The 14308-nt window shown below is 66.1% G+C and carries 14 protein-coding genes; 6 read left to right on the top strand and 8 right to left on the bottom strand.

The features are described 5' to 3' along the window. Positions 1-95: 95 nt before the first annotated feature. From GA645_RS06635 to GA645_RS06660, 6 genes are all read right to left on the bottom strand, one after another. On the bottom strand, positions 96-668 hold the full coding sequence (locus tag GA645_RS06635; protein ID WP_152221088.1) for a hypothetical protein: 573 nt from the start codon (positions 666-668) through the stop codon (positions 96-98). 86 nt (positions 669-754) lie between these two features. Beyond that, positions 755-1504: an ABC transporter substrate-binding protein gene (locus GA645_RS06640; protein WP_152221090.1), complete on the bottom strand. Its 750-nt coding sequence runs from the start codon at positions 1502-1504 to the stop codon at positions 755-757. Position 1505: 1 nt separating this feature from the next. Beyond that, a complete protein-coding gene (locus tag GA645_RS06645) occupies positions 1506-2180 on the bottom strand; it encodes a lysoplasmalogenase (RefSeq protein ID WP_152221092.1) in 675 nt (224 codons plus the stop codon). Between the two features lie 98 nt (positions 2181-2278). Then, positions 2279-2674: a protease inhibitor I42 family protein gene (locus GA645_RS06650; protein WP_152221094.1), complete on the bottom strand. Its 396-nt coding sequence runs from the start codon at positions 2672-2674 to the stop codon at positions 2279-2281. A 1142-nt stretch (positions 2675-3816) separates the two neighbouring features. Next, positions 3817-6216: an endopeptidase La gene (gene lon, locus GA645_RS06655; protein WP_152221096.1), complete on the bottom strand. Its 2400-nt coding sequence runs from the start codon at positions 6214-6216 to the stop codon at positions 3817-3819. Positions 6217-6322: 106 nt separating this feature from the next. After that, positions 6323-7024, bottom strand: a complete 702-nt coding sequence (locus GA645_RS06660) for a helix-turn-helix domain-containing protein (RefSeq protein WP_256676084.1) — start codon at positions 7022-7024, stop codon at positions 6323-6325. On the opposite strand from GA645_RS06660, the gene GA645_RS06665 reads away from it, so the two are divergent. The 3 genes from GA645_RS06665 (at position 7004) to putP (ending at position 10488) form a co-directional block, all read left to right on the top strand. Then, positions 7004-7333 carry a DUF815 domain-containing protein gene (locus tag GA645_RS06665; RefSeq protein WP_256676085.1) on the top strand — a complete coding sequence of 110 codons (330 nt, stop codon included), beginning with the start codon at positions 7004-7006 and terminating at the stop codon, positions 7331-7333. The two genes, GA645_RS06660 and GA645_RS06665, sit on opposite strands and share 21 nt — an antisense overlap. 99 nt (positions 7334-7432) lie before the next feature. Then, positions 7433-8182 (top strand): AraC family transcriptional regulator, encoded by a 750-nt coding sequence (locus tag GA645_RS06670; protein ID WP_152221100.1) that lies wholly within the window; start codon positions 7433-7435, stop codon positions 8180-8182. A 788-nt stretch (positions 8183-8970) separates the two neighbouring features. Continuing rightward, a complete protein-coding gene (putP, locus tag GA645_RS06675) occupies positions 8971-10488 on the top strand; it encodes a sodium/proline symporter PutP (protein WP_152221102.1) in 1518 nt (505 codons plus the stop codon). Between the two features lie 125 nt (positions 10489-10613). Here putP and GA645_RS06680 read toward each other — a convergent pair whose 3' ends face one another. Then, positions 10614-11819, bottom strand: a complete 1206-nt coding sequence (locus GA645_RS06680) for a sugar transporter (protein ID WP_152221104.1) — start codon at positions 11817-11819, stop codon at positions 10614-10616. Between the two features lie 207 nt (positions 11820-12026). After that, on the bottom strand, positions 12027-12941 hold the full coding sequence (locus GA645_RS06685; protein WP_152221106.1) for a LysR substrate-binding domain-containing protein: 915 nt from the start codon (positions 12939-12941) through the stop codon (positions 12027-12029). A 139-nt stretch (positions 12942-13080) separates the two neighbouring features. Here GA645_RS06685 and GA645_RS06690 point away from each other — a divergent pair, with 139 nt between their 5' ends. The 3 genes from GA645_RS06690 to GA645_RS06700 are packed head-to-tail and all read left to right on the top strand — an operon-like array spanning position 13081 to position 14297. Then, complete coding sequence (locus tag GA645_RS06690; protein WP_152221108.1) at positions 13081-13719, top strand: FMN-dependent NADH-azoreductase; 639 nt, start codon at positions 13081-13083, stop codon at positions 13717-13719. Continuing rightward, complete coding sequence (locus GA645_RS06695; RefSeq protein ID WP_152227951.1) at positions 13719-14027, top strand: multidrug efflux SMR transporter; 309 nt, start codon at positions 13719-13721, stop codon at positions 14025-14027. Before GA645_RS06690 ends, GA645_RS06695 begins: the two co-directional genes overlap by 1 nt. Before the next feature lie 48 nt (positions 14028-14075). Further along, a complete protein-coding gene (locus GA645_RS06700; RefSeq protein WP_152221110.1) occupies positions 14076-14297 on the top strand; it encodes a VF530 family DNA-binding protein in 222 nt (73 codons plus the stop codon). Positions 14298-14308: the final 11 nt, after the last annotated feature.

The raw sequence follows: 14308 nt of genomic DNA on the forward strand, positions 1-14308 counted from the left end.
TACGCTGAACAGGCAGCCGGGCGCGGCGCGCCCGGTTGCCGGGGCGCGCATTGTAGCCGAGGCGCCCAGCGCGCCCAAGCTTCAGCCGATAAGGGTCACTTGAGCTGGTCGGAGAAGTATTCGCCGGCGCCCTGCAGCGGGCCGAGCGGGTTCTTCTTGTCTTCCCGGCGACGGATGTTGGGTTCGCCGTTGCTGGTCTTGTGCACCACCACGTCGTCGATCAGTACGAATACCGGGCGGAACGACCAGCCCTGGACTTCCCGGCGCTTGCGGAAGTTGAAGATGTCCGCCCAGAAACTGCCCACCCGCTGGCTGTCGGTCTTGCTGAAGTCGAAGGAGTAGCCGATGCAGCGATCCTTGGCCTGCAGGCAGGTGATCAGGCCGTCAGGCAGGTAGTCGATGGGAATGTTGGGTTGCACGAACAACAGGCGTACATCGATGAACGAGAGCATCTTGGCGTTGCCCTGGGACAACGGGTCGAAGCCCAGCGCATACAACTGCGAGCGGGTGGTCTTGCCCGGGTCGACCTGGTTGAAGCGGCTCTGTGCATCCTGGTAGTCCAGGAAAGGTGATTGCACTTCCGCGCGTTCGCTGGGCAACAAGCCGCCACAGGCAGAGAGCGTCAGATACGCTCCCAGCAACAACATCGAGCGAACTACTGCACGCATGGAGCTCCCCTTATTGCAGTCTCTTGTAATTGATCTATAGCCGATGACCCAGCGCTGTGCCGGACTTTTCTCACGCTCTAGGATGCCTATTCCACAGCCACTCCATATCCCTGCATCAAGGGCTTCCACTGCTCGCTCCGGCGAAACGCACGCAGGCCGTCGTCAAGCTCCGCCAGGCGCTCCTTGACCGACTCCAGGCGAGGGTTGAGGGCGACGTACATGGGGCGTTTATCGGCCAGCTGTCCGGCGGCGCGAATCTGCTCGGACAGGCGGTGACGATGGAGGTAGTGCTCGACGATCTGGCGGTCTTCAAGCAACACGCTGATGCGGCCGAGCAGCAGCTTCTGGATATTGCGCTCCAGCACCCGCTCGCCGCTGAGCACCTGCACCTGTTCGTGATCTTCCAGGTGGCTGTCGCGCCAGGCGTCCAGTTGTGCACCGTAGGAATAGCCCTGGGCGAGGCCGATGGATTGGTCATTCAGGGACTGTGGCCCCTGGTAGTGCCATTGGCTGTCGGCACGGGTGTAGAAGCGCATGGTCACCCAGCCGATGGGCTCGCGTCCGATCACCAGGTTTTCCGACTCTTCCGGATAGGCACCGACCACGCCATCCACCAGGCCTTCCCGGGCCATCTGCAGGGCGCGCGGCCAGGGCAGGGGTTCGAAGGCGGGGGGCTGGTTGAGGATGCGGGTCAGGGCTTCGAGCAGGTAGCCGGGCTTGTCCGGGTTATCCGGGCAGATGTAGGGGCACCAATCGTCTCCGGCCAGATGCAGTGGCTCGGCACTGGCGATCAGTGGGGTGCACAGGAGCAGCGCCGGCACAGCGAATCGCAGCATGTCAGACTCGGGTGTTGGGCAGTCCCGGTGAGTATGGCAGAGCCTGATGACGACTTGTGACCGATGCCGCGATGCCGAACTGTCCGAGCCAGTAGGTGAGCATGATGGCGTAGGAGGAGCCGTCGAAGGCGCCGACGAATCGGCTGATGCCGATCATCGCGTCGGAGCTGACGAACAGCAGGGCGCCGACCGCCGCGAGGTTGCGGCTGGCGGCTGGCAGGTCGGTGCGGCCAAGACGGGCGATGGCGCGCCAGAGCATGCAGCTGATGGTCAGGCTGTAGAGGGCGATCGGCAGCAGCAGCGAGCCCAGGCCCCGGCTGTAGAGCAGGGCGAAGAGAGCACCACCCAGCAGGGTGGCGAACAGCAGGCCCGCCGGGGCCAGGCGGCGGGTGTCGCCGAGGTAGGCGAGCAGATAGGCCAGGTGCGCCAGCAGGAAGGCGGCAAGACCTGGGACGAAGGCGTTGACCGGCCACTCCAGCAGGATATCGCCGAGCATCGACAGTAGCAGGCCCACGGCGATCCAGCGCCGGTAGGTATCGGCCGGCGTGCTCAGCAGCCAGAGCAGCAGGGCGAGGACCGGCAGCGGCTTGCACAGCATGCGCAAGGGCGGCAGGTCGAAGGTGACGGCAAGCAGGTAGGCGATGCCGCCGAGCAGTGCCAGAAGTGTCCAGCGCATGGGGTTCCCTCCCGTGAAAAGGTGCGTCCACTGTGCCGCAGCGCATCGCGTCGCCACAGCCCGAGCGGCTTATGGCGCCGGTTGCCGGGTGCCTCGAGTCAGCGCACGGCAATCGGGCAGACGAAGGTCTGCGCAGGAGCGACTTCCGGCTCCCAGGGACGACGGTAGGCCAGTTCCAGCTTGTCCTCTCCGGTGCCGGATACACGGAAGCGCCAGGTGGACTCGCCGGCACTGCCGACCAGGCCTGCGTCTTCCGGATTGCTGTAGACCTCAGGGCCTAGGCTTTGCAGCAGGCCATTGGCGGCATTGCGCATTTCCCAACGGAACCCGGTGGTGGGGTTGCTTGGCAGGATCAGCACCAGTTCCTGGCCCTCGTGGAGCTTCAGGGGTTTGCAGTCTCTGGCGTCTTCCAGTGTGACCACGGGTTTGGACTGCCCGGCGCAGCCGGCGAGCAGGGCCAGGGAGAGGGGGAGCAACAGGCGGTACGACGGCATGACGACTCCTGGGGTGGGGACCAGACTGGCCGCAGGATATCGCAAACGTACGAAGAGGGAAGACCATGAGGTGCTGCCCGGCGTAGGAGCGGACTTTGTCCGCGATGCTTTTGGGGGCTAAGACCGCCTCAAGCGTTATCCGCCGTTTTTGGGGCTCAGTGTTTCTGCGCCGCTTCGGCGTGTGCTGAGAGATTCTGTTTCGCCCCCTCGGGCGACCTCCTTTGGCAAACGACCGAAGGCCGCTCCCCCACAAAGGAGGCAAAGGTCTTGCCCCTGTCATCCGGTTTTTCGCTTGGGGCGAAAAAATGCCCTCGTTGAATCGAAGTTTCAGGGGCACGCCACGAAGGGCCATCCCTGGCCCATCGTGGCTCTCGCGGCATCCATGTCGCTCAACCCCTGAAACTACGATTCCACTCGGCCTCCTGAAGGGGTGTTCGGAGTGTGCGGAGATTTCTCTGGAAGCCTTCAAGAGCGAAGCAACGGCAAGGGTCTTGCTCTGAGCAGGCTTTGCTCCCGTAGGGGCGGACCTTGTCCGCGAAATCCATCGCGGCGGAGTTTGTGCGGGCAAGAAAGCGCCGGCGTTTGCCGCCGACCTGTAGGGCTGAGGGGACACCTGGTTCTTGCTGGCGAACCGCCCAACACCGGTGCAGCCGAGGAATCTGTTCGCGAGCAAGCTCGCTCCTACGAAGAGCAGCGCGGCGCACAACCCGTAGGGCGAAAAACGCGCAGCGTTATCCGCCGTGATGGGTATCGCTGCGCTCCACGCCATCCTACGAAGAGCAACCCGGCATGAAGCAGCCAAAGTCGCAGGCGCGCGCAGAGTCCTGTCAGGAGACCGAGTGGAGGTATTGCGCAGAGGGGCGAGCGGCATGGATGCCGACCCTCGGAGCGATACCGGAGGGAGGGAACCCCGGCGAAGCCGGGGCCGGATGTCGGGACGAGACCTTTTGGTTCCTTTTGGGAGGGCGGCTATCCGACGTTCGCCAAAAGGGACTCGCCCGAGGGGGCGAAACAAAAAGTCCCAGCACACGCCGAAGCGGCGCATGAACATCCAACAACAAGGCGGCGGATAACGCGTGAGGCATTATTCGCCCTACAAGGAACAAGAGCATCGCGGACTCCGTCCGCGATTCACAGGGCGATCAGCCCGGGAACAGCACCTTCGCGACATCGCCGTAGCGCCTGGCGAAGTGCACGGTGATGTCTTCCTTCAGGTACTCCGGCAGCTCCTCGAAGTCGCCACGGTTGGCTTCCGGCAGGATCAGCTCGAAGATCTTCTGCCGGCGCGCGGCGATGACCTTCTCGCGCACGCCGCCGATCGGCAGCACCTGGCCGGTGAGGGTCAGCTCGCCGGTCATGGCCACGCCCTTCTTCGGCGCCTGGTTGCGTGCCAGGGACAGCAGGGCACTGGCCATGGTGACGCCAGCACTGGGGCCGTCCTTGGGTGTGGCGCCTTCGGGCACGTGCAGGTGGACGAAGGCCTGGTCGAAGAAGCCGGCGTCGCCGCCGTACTGCTTCAGGTGCGAGCTGATGTAGCTGTAGGCGATTTCCGCCGACTCCTTCATCACATCGCCCAGTTGCCCGGTGAGCTTGAAGCCGCGATTGAGCGTATGGATGCGCGTCGCCTCGATGGGCAGGGTGGCGCCACCCATGCTGGTCCAGGCCAGGCCCGTGATCACGCCAATGCCGGAGAGCAGCTGCTCAGTGCGGAACACCGGCATGCCCAGGTAGTCCTCCAGGTCCTTGGCGCCGATCTTCACCACTGATTCCGGGTCCTCCAGCAGCTTCACCACCGACTTGCGCACCAGCTTGCCGAGCTGTTTCTCCAGCTGGCGAACGCCGGCCTCGCGGGCGTAGCCCTCGATCACCGCGCGCAGGGCGGCGTCGTTGATCGACAGGCGGCTCTTCGGCACGCCGGCTTTTTCCAGCTGCTTGGGCCACAGGTGGCGCTTGGCGATGGCGAGTTTTTCCTCGCCGATGTAGCCGGAGAGACGGATCACCTCCATGCGGTCGAGCAGCGGACCGGGGATCGAGTCCAGGGTGTTGGCCGTGCAGACGAACAGCACCTTGGACAAATCCAGGCGCAAGTCCAGGTAATGGTCGAGGAATTCGACGTTCTGCTCCGGGTCGAGCGTCTCCAGCAGCGCCGAGGCGGGGTCGCCCTGGTAGCTGCTGCCGAGCTTGTCGATCTCGTCGAGCATGATCACCGGGTTCATCACCTGCACTTCCTTGAGCGCCTGCACCAGCTTGCCGGGCAGGGCGCCGATGTAGGTGCGGCGGTGGCCCTTGATCTCCGCCTCGTCGCGCATGCCGCCGACGCTGAAGCGGTAGAACGGCCGCCCCAGGCTCTCGGCGATGGACTTGCCGATGCTGGTCTTGCCCACGCCGGGCGGGCCTACCAGCAGCACGATGGAGCCGGCGATCTCACCCTTGAAGGCGCCCACCGCGAGGAACTCGAGGATGCGGTCCTTCACGTCGTCCAGGCCGGCGTGGTACTTGTCGAGCACCTTGCGCGCGTGTTTCAGGTCGAGCTTGTCGCTGCCCAGCAGGCCCCAGGGCACCGAGGTGGCCCAGTCCAGGTAATTGCGGGTGACGGCGTACTCGGGCGAACCGGTCTCCAGGATCGACAGCTTGTTGAGCTCTTCGTCGATGCGCTTGCGGGCTTGCTCGGGCAAGATCTTGCCCTCCAGGCGGGCACGGAACTCGTCGGAGTCGGCGCTCTTGTCGTCCTTGGTGATGCCCAGCTCCTGCTGGATGATCTTCAGCTGTTCCTTGAGGAAGAACTCGCGCTGACGCTCCCCGATCTTGCGATTCACCTCGGCGGACAGCTCTTTCTGCAGGCGCGCGACCTCCACTTCCTTGCGCAGCAGCGGCAATACCTTCTCCATGCGCTTGAGGATCGGCACGGTGTCCAGCACTTCCTGCAGCTCGGCGCCAGGCGCCGTGGTCAGCGCGGCGGCGAAGTCGGTGAGCGGCGACGGATCGTTCGGGTTGAAGCGGTTCAGGTAGTTCTTCAACTCTTCGCTGTACAGCGGGTTGAGCGGCAGCAGCTCCTTGATCGCATTGATCAGGGCCATGCCGTAGGCCTTCACCTCGTCGCTCGGGTCGCTGGGGGTGTGCGGGTACTCCACTTCCACCAGGAAGGGCGGGCGGTGGCGCTTGATCCAGCCACGGATACGCACCCGCGACAGGCCCTGGGCGACGAACTGCAGCTTTCCGCCCTCGCGGCTGGCGTGGTGCACGCGCACCAGGGTGCCGTGCTCGGGCAGGCTGTTGGGGTCGAAGTGGCGCGGGTCGTCCGGCGGATTGTCCATGAAGAACAACGCCAGGCAGTGGTGTTCGGTCTTGGCCACCAGTTCGAGGGTTTCCGCCCACGGTTCCTCGTTGACTATCACCGGCAGCACCTGCGCCGGGAAGAACGGGCGGTTGTGGATCGGAATGGCATAGACCGTGGTCGGCAGGTTCTGGCCGGGCAGCACGAGCCCGGTGTTGCTGACCTCTTCGGCGCTATGGATATCGTGAATCTCGTCGTGGTCGCTCATGAGGCACCTGACTGATAGGACATGACAGTCTAGATGGGGAAGCGGAAGCGGGGTTTCAATCCCATGTTTTGAGCGGATATTGCGAGTGGATGTTGCAGGAGAATGCTTACGGCCGGATTAGCGGGCGCGGCCGCAGGAAATCGCTGGGTGGACGGCCGAATTGGCGGCTGAACATGGCGCTGAAGGCGCTCGGCGTGCTGTAGCCCACTTCCAGCGCCACGCTCAGCACGCTGTCCCCCAGCGCCAGGCGTTCCAGGGCCGCCAGCAAACGCGCCTGCTGCCGCCATTGGCCGAAGGTCAGCCCGGTTTCGCGAAGGAACCAGCGTTGCACCGTCTTGGCATCGACATTCGCCTGGCGTGCCCAGTCGGCGAGGCCGGCATGCTCCCCGGGCTGGCGCTGGATGGCCTGGCAGAGCGCGCGAAGGCGCGGGTGCGCCGGCAAGGGCAGGTGCAGCGGCAGCACGGGCTCTTCGCGCAGCTCGTCCAGCAGCAGGCCGAGGACCCGCCCGTCGCGGGAATCCGCCGTCACCTCGCCGCTGATCGACAGGGCGGCAAGTATCAGCTCGCGCAGCAGCGGCGAGACCGCCAGCACGCAGCAGCTCTGCGGCAAGTGCGGGGCGCTGTCGGGCTCCACGTAGAGGGTGCGCACCTGGACGTCGCCGACCATGCGCGTCCAGTGCTCGACGCCAGCGGGAATCCACAGGCCGCGATTGTCTGGCACCACCCACTGGCCGCTGGCGCTGCCTACGACGAGGACGCCGCGCACCGCGTAGAGCAGCTGCGCGCGATGGTGGCTGTGAGCGGGCACTTCATGGCCGTCGGGGAAGTCCAGGGCAACGGCGGCGACCGGGCTGGCGGCGTGCTCGTTGCCATGGTCCGGGACCGATTCGGTAAGGCCTCGCTCTCCGAGCGCTTCGGCCTGTGGATATCCTTCCATGCGTTCAGCCAGGAGCGGTATCTGGAGGTGGTCGCGCGCTGGCTGGAGTCCCACGGCCTGGGCGGCGTGGAGCAGGCGGAATGGGAGCAGGCGGCGATCCGCTGGGCGACCCATCGCGGTTCGCGGTCCGGACGGATCGCCGCGCAGTTCGCCCGGGACTACGCCGGGCGCCGACCCTAGGCCCGCCAGAGAGGGCTGATGAGGTGCAACCCGATGGAGTGAAACTGGGCAGGCAGGTGCAACTCACGTAGCATGTGCAAAATTTGATCACATCCTGCCATGTTCGAAACCCGCCTCGCCTGTCTGTCCGATCAGACCTCCCATCACGCCCACGACCATCACCAACTGGTGATGTCGCTCAGTGGTCGTGCGGAGTTCGAGATCGCTGGCCGGGGCGGCGAGGTTTGCCGGATGCGCGCCTGCCTGGTGCCGGGGGATGTGGGGCACGAATTCGCCGGCCTGGGTGACAACCGCATGCTGATCGTCGACCTCGACGAAACCAGCACCGGCGAGGAGGATCGGGAGCTGCTGGCGCGGTTGTTCGAGGCGCCGCGCTACCCGACCCTGGACGCCGATTTCCAGAACCTGCTCAGCTATGCCGGCGCCGAGATCGAGCGCTACGGCAACGACCCGCTGCTGGCCCGCGCCCTGGGCGGAGTGCTGCTGCGCGCCTTGCACCTGCGGCTGTTCGGTCCGCTGGCGGCGCCGCGCCCAGGCCCGCTGGACCTGGAGCGGCTGGATGCCCACATCGGCGAACACCTGGCCCGGCGCATCACGGTGGCGGAACTGGCGCAGGTCGCCTGTCTCAGCCCCAGCCAGTTCCACGCGCAATTCAAGGATCGGGTCGGCCTCACGCCCCATCAGTACCTGCTGCGCCTGCGCCTGGATCGTGCCACGCGTCTGCTGCGCGAGAGCGATCTGCCGTTGGTGCGGGTGGCGGGGGAGTGCGGTTTCTCCAGCCAGAGCGCACTGACCACCACCATGCGCCGTTACCTGGGCCTGACCCCCGGCAGCCTGCGCCGTAGCTGAATTCGCCCGCCTTGGTCGTCTCCATTGCTGACCAGATGGTCAGCCGATGCCTTGCCGGTGCCGGAGTCTTTTGCAAGAAAACCGGAGTTTTCAGCAAGAAATCCATGGGTGCAACCCATAGAGTCCGCCAACCGCGTTGCTGGTGTTCCAGGGTGCAACCCGGGTCAGACCAAGAACAACATCCAGCTCGATACGCGGGAGGGGCAGCATGCCCATCACCGGTTCTGTCTTTGCCTGTAGCGCGCCCGCACCTGGCCGCGCCACTCCCTCCACGGTCCGGCTGCTGATGCCCGGCTGTGGCATTGCGCCGTCATGGGTCGGACCAGTGGCGCAATCGACTCCCCAGCTTTCTGTACAATCCGCGCCCTCGCGCGCCGGCCACCCCCTGCCGCTTCTCGATGCGCGCGTGAGCACAGTTCTGAATGACTCCGGTGAATACCGCTGCAGGCCCCGTATCGTGTGGCGTGCAGGGCTTCATCGGGATGCAGGCGCCATCCCCGGCACCTGAAGGATTACCGGGCCGTGCCCGGTAAACGGCCCGCACCGCGCGTACCAGCGAGGTACGGGGCGAAGGTCGCCGTGGTGAGACGGCGGCCGCAGGAATGCGCCGGCACGGACGACGGCGGACCTGCGACGGGATGCGTAGCGGTTCGGTGCCACTTGGTGCCACGCGCAGCCCGGCTTGCTGGACAGCAAGCGCTAACCGGTCGGCGCCATCCGCGCCGGCTGCCTCAAGGGCCCGCATTACCCAGCGAGCCTGGATAAAAACAAGCTGTAGGGGAGTCCCCATGAGCGTCAACACGCCCACTCTGATCACCTTCGTGATCTACATCGCGGCCATGGTTCTGATCGGCTTGGCCGCCTATCGTTCGACCAACAACTTCTCCGACTACATCCTCGGTGGCCGCAGCCTCGGCAGCTTCGTCACCGCCCTGTCGGCCGGCGCCTCGGACATGAGCGGCTGGCTGCTGATGGGCCTGCCCGGCGCTATCTACCTGTCGGGCATTTCCGAAAGCTGGATCGCCATCGGCCTGATCTGCGGCGCCTACCTGAACTGGCTGTTCGTCGCCGGTCGCCTGCGCGTGCACACCGAGCACAACGGCAACGCGCTGACGCTCCCGGACTACTTCAGCACCCGCTTCGAGGACAACAGCCGCATCCTGCGCGTGATCTCCGCGCTGGTGATCCTGGTGTTCTTCACCATCTACTGCGCCTCCGGCATCGTCGCCGGCGCCCGCCTGTTCGAAAGCACCTTCGGCATGTCCTACGAGACCGCCCTGTGGGCCGGTGCCGCCGCGACCATCGCCTACACCTTCGTCGGTGGCTTCCTGGCGGTGAGCTGGACCGACACCGTGCAGGCGTCGCTGATGATCTTCGCGCTGATCCTCACGCCGATCTTCGTGCTGCTCGCCACCGGCGGTATCGATCCGGCCTTCGCCGCCATCGAGCTGAAGGACGCGGCCAACTTCGACATGTTCAAGGGCGCGTCCTTTGTCGGCGTGCTGTCGCTGATGGCCTGGGGCCTGGGCTATTTCGGCCAGCCGCACATCCTGGCGCGCTTCATGGCCGCCGATTCTGTGAAGTCGATCCCGGCCGCGCGTCGCATCTCCATGACCTGGATGATCCTCTGCCTGGGCGGCGCCGTCGCCGTGGGCTTCTTCGGCATAGCCTACTTCCAGGCGCATCCGGACCAGGCGGGCGCCGTGGGCGAGAACCACGAGCGCATCTTCATCGAACTGGCGAAGATCCTGTTCAACCCGTGGATCGCCGGCGTCCTGCTATCCGCCATCCTCGCCGCGGTGATGAGCACCCTGAGCTGCCAGCTGCTGGTGTGCTCCTCGGCGCTGACCGAAGACTTCTACAAGGCCTTCCTGCGCAAGAACGCCAGCCAGCTCGAGCTGGTCTGGGTCGGCCGTGCCATGGTGCTGCTGGTGGCGCTGATTGCCATCGCCCTGGCCGCTAATCCGGAAAACCGCGTACTGGGCCTGGTGTCCTACGCCTGGGCCGGCTTCGGCGCCGCCTTCGGCCCGCTGGTACTGTTCTCCGTGCTGTGGAAGGGCATGACCCGCAACGGCGCGCTGGCCGGCATCATCGTCGGCGCGGTCACCGTGATCGTCTGGAAGCAGTTCGGCTGGCTCGGCCTGTACGAGATCATTCCGGGCTTCATCCTTTCCAGCCTGTCCATCGTGGTCTTCAGCCTGATCGGCACCGCGCCGTCCAAGGCGATGATCCAGCGTTTCGAGGCCGCCGAGGCCGAGTACGCGGAAGCGCATCTGCCTGAAGGCATTCCGGCGACCAGCCGCTGAGTCTTCGCTGAATGAAGAAGGCCGCGCTCCGTGAGGGGCGCGGCCTTTTTTGTTTGCGGGTGGGCCTTGGCGCATGGGTTCGGCCGATCGCGGACAGAGTCCGCTCCTACGCTCGGTCAGGCACCCTACAGTTCCGGACGCGAGGTGTGCTCGTTGCTGAGCGCCGCCGCATACCGCCAACAGGCGAACAGACACAGCAGCAGACCGGCCACCGCCAGCGCGCCGCCCACGTAGCCGATCCACTCCAGCCCCAGGCCCACCGCCACACGGCTGCCCAGCAGGGCGCCGCCGCCGATGCCGACGTTGTACAGGCCGGAGAACATCGCCATGGCCACGTCGGTGGCGTCGTGGGCCAGTTGCAGCACCTTGGCCTGCAGCGCCAGGCCGAAGCAGAGGATCGCCGCGCCCCAGAACAGGCTCAGGCCGAGCAGGGCAAGCGGCGAGTGCGCCAGCGGCAGGAGCAGCAGCAGGCAGGCGCCGAGTACGGCGATGGCGACGCAGGGGAAGACGCGCGGGAAGCGCTCGCTGTAGCGACTGAAGAGGATCGAGCCGAACAGCCCGGCGCCGCCGAACAGCAGGAGCAGCAGGGTGGTCTTCCGGCTGTCCAGCGCCGCGACTTCCCGGGCGAAGGGTTCGATGTAGCTGTAAGCGGTGAACTGCGCGGTGATCACCAGCACGGTGAGCACGTACATCGACACCAGCGCCGGGCGGCGCAGCAGCACCGGCAGGCTGCGCAGCGAGCCGGAGTTCTGGCTCGGCAGCAGCGGCAGCGAGCGCGCCAGCCAGAGAACGACCACTACCGATACGCCGGCGATGGCGAGGAAGGTCGCGCGCCAGCCCAGTGCCTCGCCCAGTACGCGCCCCAGCGGAATGCCCAGCACCATCGCCAGGATGGTGCCGGTGGCGAGCAGGCCGAGGGCCTTCGCCTGCTGTCCCGGCGGTGCCACGCGCACCGCCAGCGAAGCGGTGATCGACCAGAACACCGCGTGGGCGAAGGCGATGCCGAAGCGGCTGAGCATCAGCACGCTGAAGTTCCAGGCGACGCCTGAGAGCAGGTGGCTGCCAATGAACAGGCAGAAGATCACCACCAGCAGGCGGCGGCGCTCCATGTTGCGGGTCAGCAGCATCAGCGGCAGCGAGGTGAGGGAGACCACCCAGGCGTAGAGGGTGAGCATCAGCCCGGTCTGCTCCGGGCGCATGTCGAAGCTTGCGCCGATGTCGCTGAGCAGACCCACCGGAACGAATTCGGTGGTGTTGAAGATGAAGGCGGCGAGGGCCAGGGCGATGACGCTCAGCCAACTGCCGGTGTGGGTGTGTTGCGCGGTGTCCATGGGAATCCTGAGGTGAGGTGGGGCTCAGGCCGAGTCCCCCGGCCATGCGCGATGCGCTCCGGGGCCAATGGACCGGAGTGCGGGCGGGCAAAGAGGAATCGTTATAGGTATGGGGGAGGCGGCAGGCATGATTCTACCCACGCTCGGCGCATTGCGCACCGCAAACGCCCGAGTGCGCGGGCGCAGCGGCAGGCGCGGCGATCCGCTTCAGGCGGCGTTGTCGATCAGCGGGTCGGCGGCCTGGGCCGCTTCTTCGGCCAGCCAGTCGAGGAAGGCGCGCACCGGCGGATGGCGCTCGCGGCCCGGCACGCAGAGTGCGGTGTAGCGTGCGCCGGGAACGTTGATCTCGGGGCGATAGGGCACCAGCAGCCCCTTATCCACGCACTCGGACACCAGCAGCGAACTGGCCAGTACCAGCCCCTGGCCGGCGATGGCCGCCTGCAACGCGTAGAACTCCTCGTCGTATTCGCGCTGTACCGCGCCGGCCAGCAGGCATTCTTCGCCGGCCACGGCGCACCAGGCCTTCCAGCCGCGCTCGTAGAGCTCGGAGTTGTGCCAGCGCACGCTGATCATCTCCGGCACCTCCACGTCGGCGGTCGCCACCAGCGCGGGCGCGCCGTACACCGCGAAGCGCTCGCCGAGCAGGAACTGGCTGTGCATGCGCGGGTAGTCGCCGAAGCCGTAGCGGATCGCCAGGTCGACGCTGGCGTCCTGTTGCAGGTCGAGCAGCTCGCACTGGCTGTCCAGGCGCAGGCGGATGTGCGGGTGACGCGCGTAGAAGCGCCCTAGGCGCGGCACCAGCCAGAGCGCGGCGAACGCCGGCGTGGTGGAGATCGTCAGGCTGCTGGCGCTGCGCTGCGGGCGCAGGCTGTCCACCGACTGCAATACCTCCAGCAATGCGCCATGCAGGCTGCTGAACAGCCGCTCACCGGCTTCGGTCAGGCGCACCTGGCGCGGCAGGCGCTCGAACAGCGGCAGGCCCAGCCAGTCTTCCAGTGCGCGGACCTGATGGGACACCGCCGTGGGCGTCACCGCCAGTTCCTGGGCGGCGGCCTTGAAACTCAGCTGGCGCGCGGCGGATTCGAAGGTGCGCAGGGCGGGAAGGGGCAGGTTGGCGAACATGCGGTGCTCCATGGATGAGCTGTGTTCATCTGGAAGGAAATCCCCTCAGTTGTCCGGCGGTCAGGCTGGAAATAGCTTGGACGGCAACTGGAGGCCGCTCTTGACCTTCGCAGTGTACACCTTGAGCAAGGAACTACAGATGAACAGGATTCTCGCCATCCACGCCAGTCCCCGCGCCAACCGCTCGCATTCCCGCCGCCTGGCCGAGGGCTTTCTCGCTGCGCTGCCGCAAGCGGAGATCACCCGCCGCGAGGTTGGCCGCGCCGATCTGCCTCACGTCAGCGAAGGTTTCATCGCCGCCGCTTTCCATCCGCAACGCGAGCATCGCCCCGCCGGGTTGCAGGCCGAACTGGCGCTGAGCGACGAGTTGGTGGATGAGTTGCTCGCCCACGATCTGCTGGTGATCTCCACGCCCATGTACAACTTCAGCGTGCCCAGCGGGTTGAAGGCCTGGGTCGACCAGATCGTCCGCATCGGCCGCACCTTCGACCTGCACCTGAAGGACGGCGAGGCGGAGTACGAGCCGTTGCTCAAGGGGCGCAAGGCGCTGATCGTCACCAGTCGCGGCGGCGCCGGCATGGGGCCGGGTGGCGAGCTGGAGTGGATGAATCACGCCGACGCCTGGCTGCGTGTGGCGCTGGGCTTCCTTGGTATCGAGGATGTGCAGGTGATCGCCGCCGAGGGCGAGGAGGGCAATCCCGAAGCCTTCCACGCCTCCTATCAACTGGCCGAAAAGGCCCTGGCCGATCTCGCCGAGAGCGAGTGGGTGCGTTCGTAATGGCCTGGGCGATGCTGATGGTGGCGGCGGTGTTCGAGGTGATGTTCGCCGTGTCGATGAAGTACGCGGAGGGCTTCACCCGGCCACTGCCGACTGCGGTGACAGTGGTCGCGGTGATCGGCGGGATTTTCTTCCTCACCCTGGCGATGCGCCAGTTGCCGGTGAGTATCGCCTACCCGATCTGGACGGCGATCGGCACCCTGGGCACGGTGCTGTTCGGCTTCCTGCTGCTGGGCGAGGCGCTGACCCTGACCAAGCTGATGTCGGTGGCGCTGATCATCGCCGGGGTGGCCGGGCTGCGGGTCTGACGGCTTGGTGTTAAGGTGCCGCGCATTCCCACCTGTTGAAGCCGGACCATGACCGACAAACCGAAGAACCCGCTGCATGGCGTGACCCTGGAAGCCATCCTCAATCGCCTGGTCGAGCAGTACGGCTGGGACGGGCTGGCCAAGCGCATCGATATCCGCTGCTTCAAGAACGACCCGAGCATCAAGTCCAGCCTGACCTTCCTGCGCCGCACGCCCTGGGCGCGGGAGCAGGTAGAGGCGTTGTATGTGAAGAGCGTCCAGGGGAAGTAAGCGCTTAGGGC

It is taken from the genome of Pseudomonas sp. SCB32, assembly GCF_009189165.1.
Classification (GTDB): domain Bacteria; phylum Pseudomonadota; class Gammaproteobacteria; order Pseudomonadales; family Pseudomonadaceae; genus Pseudomonas.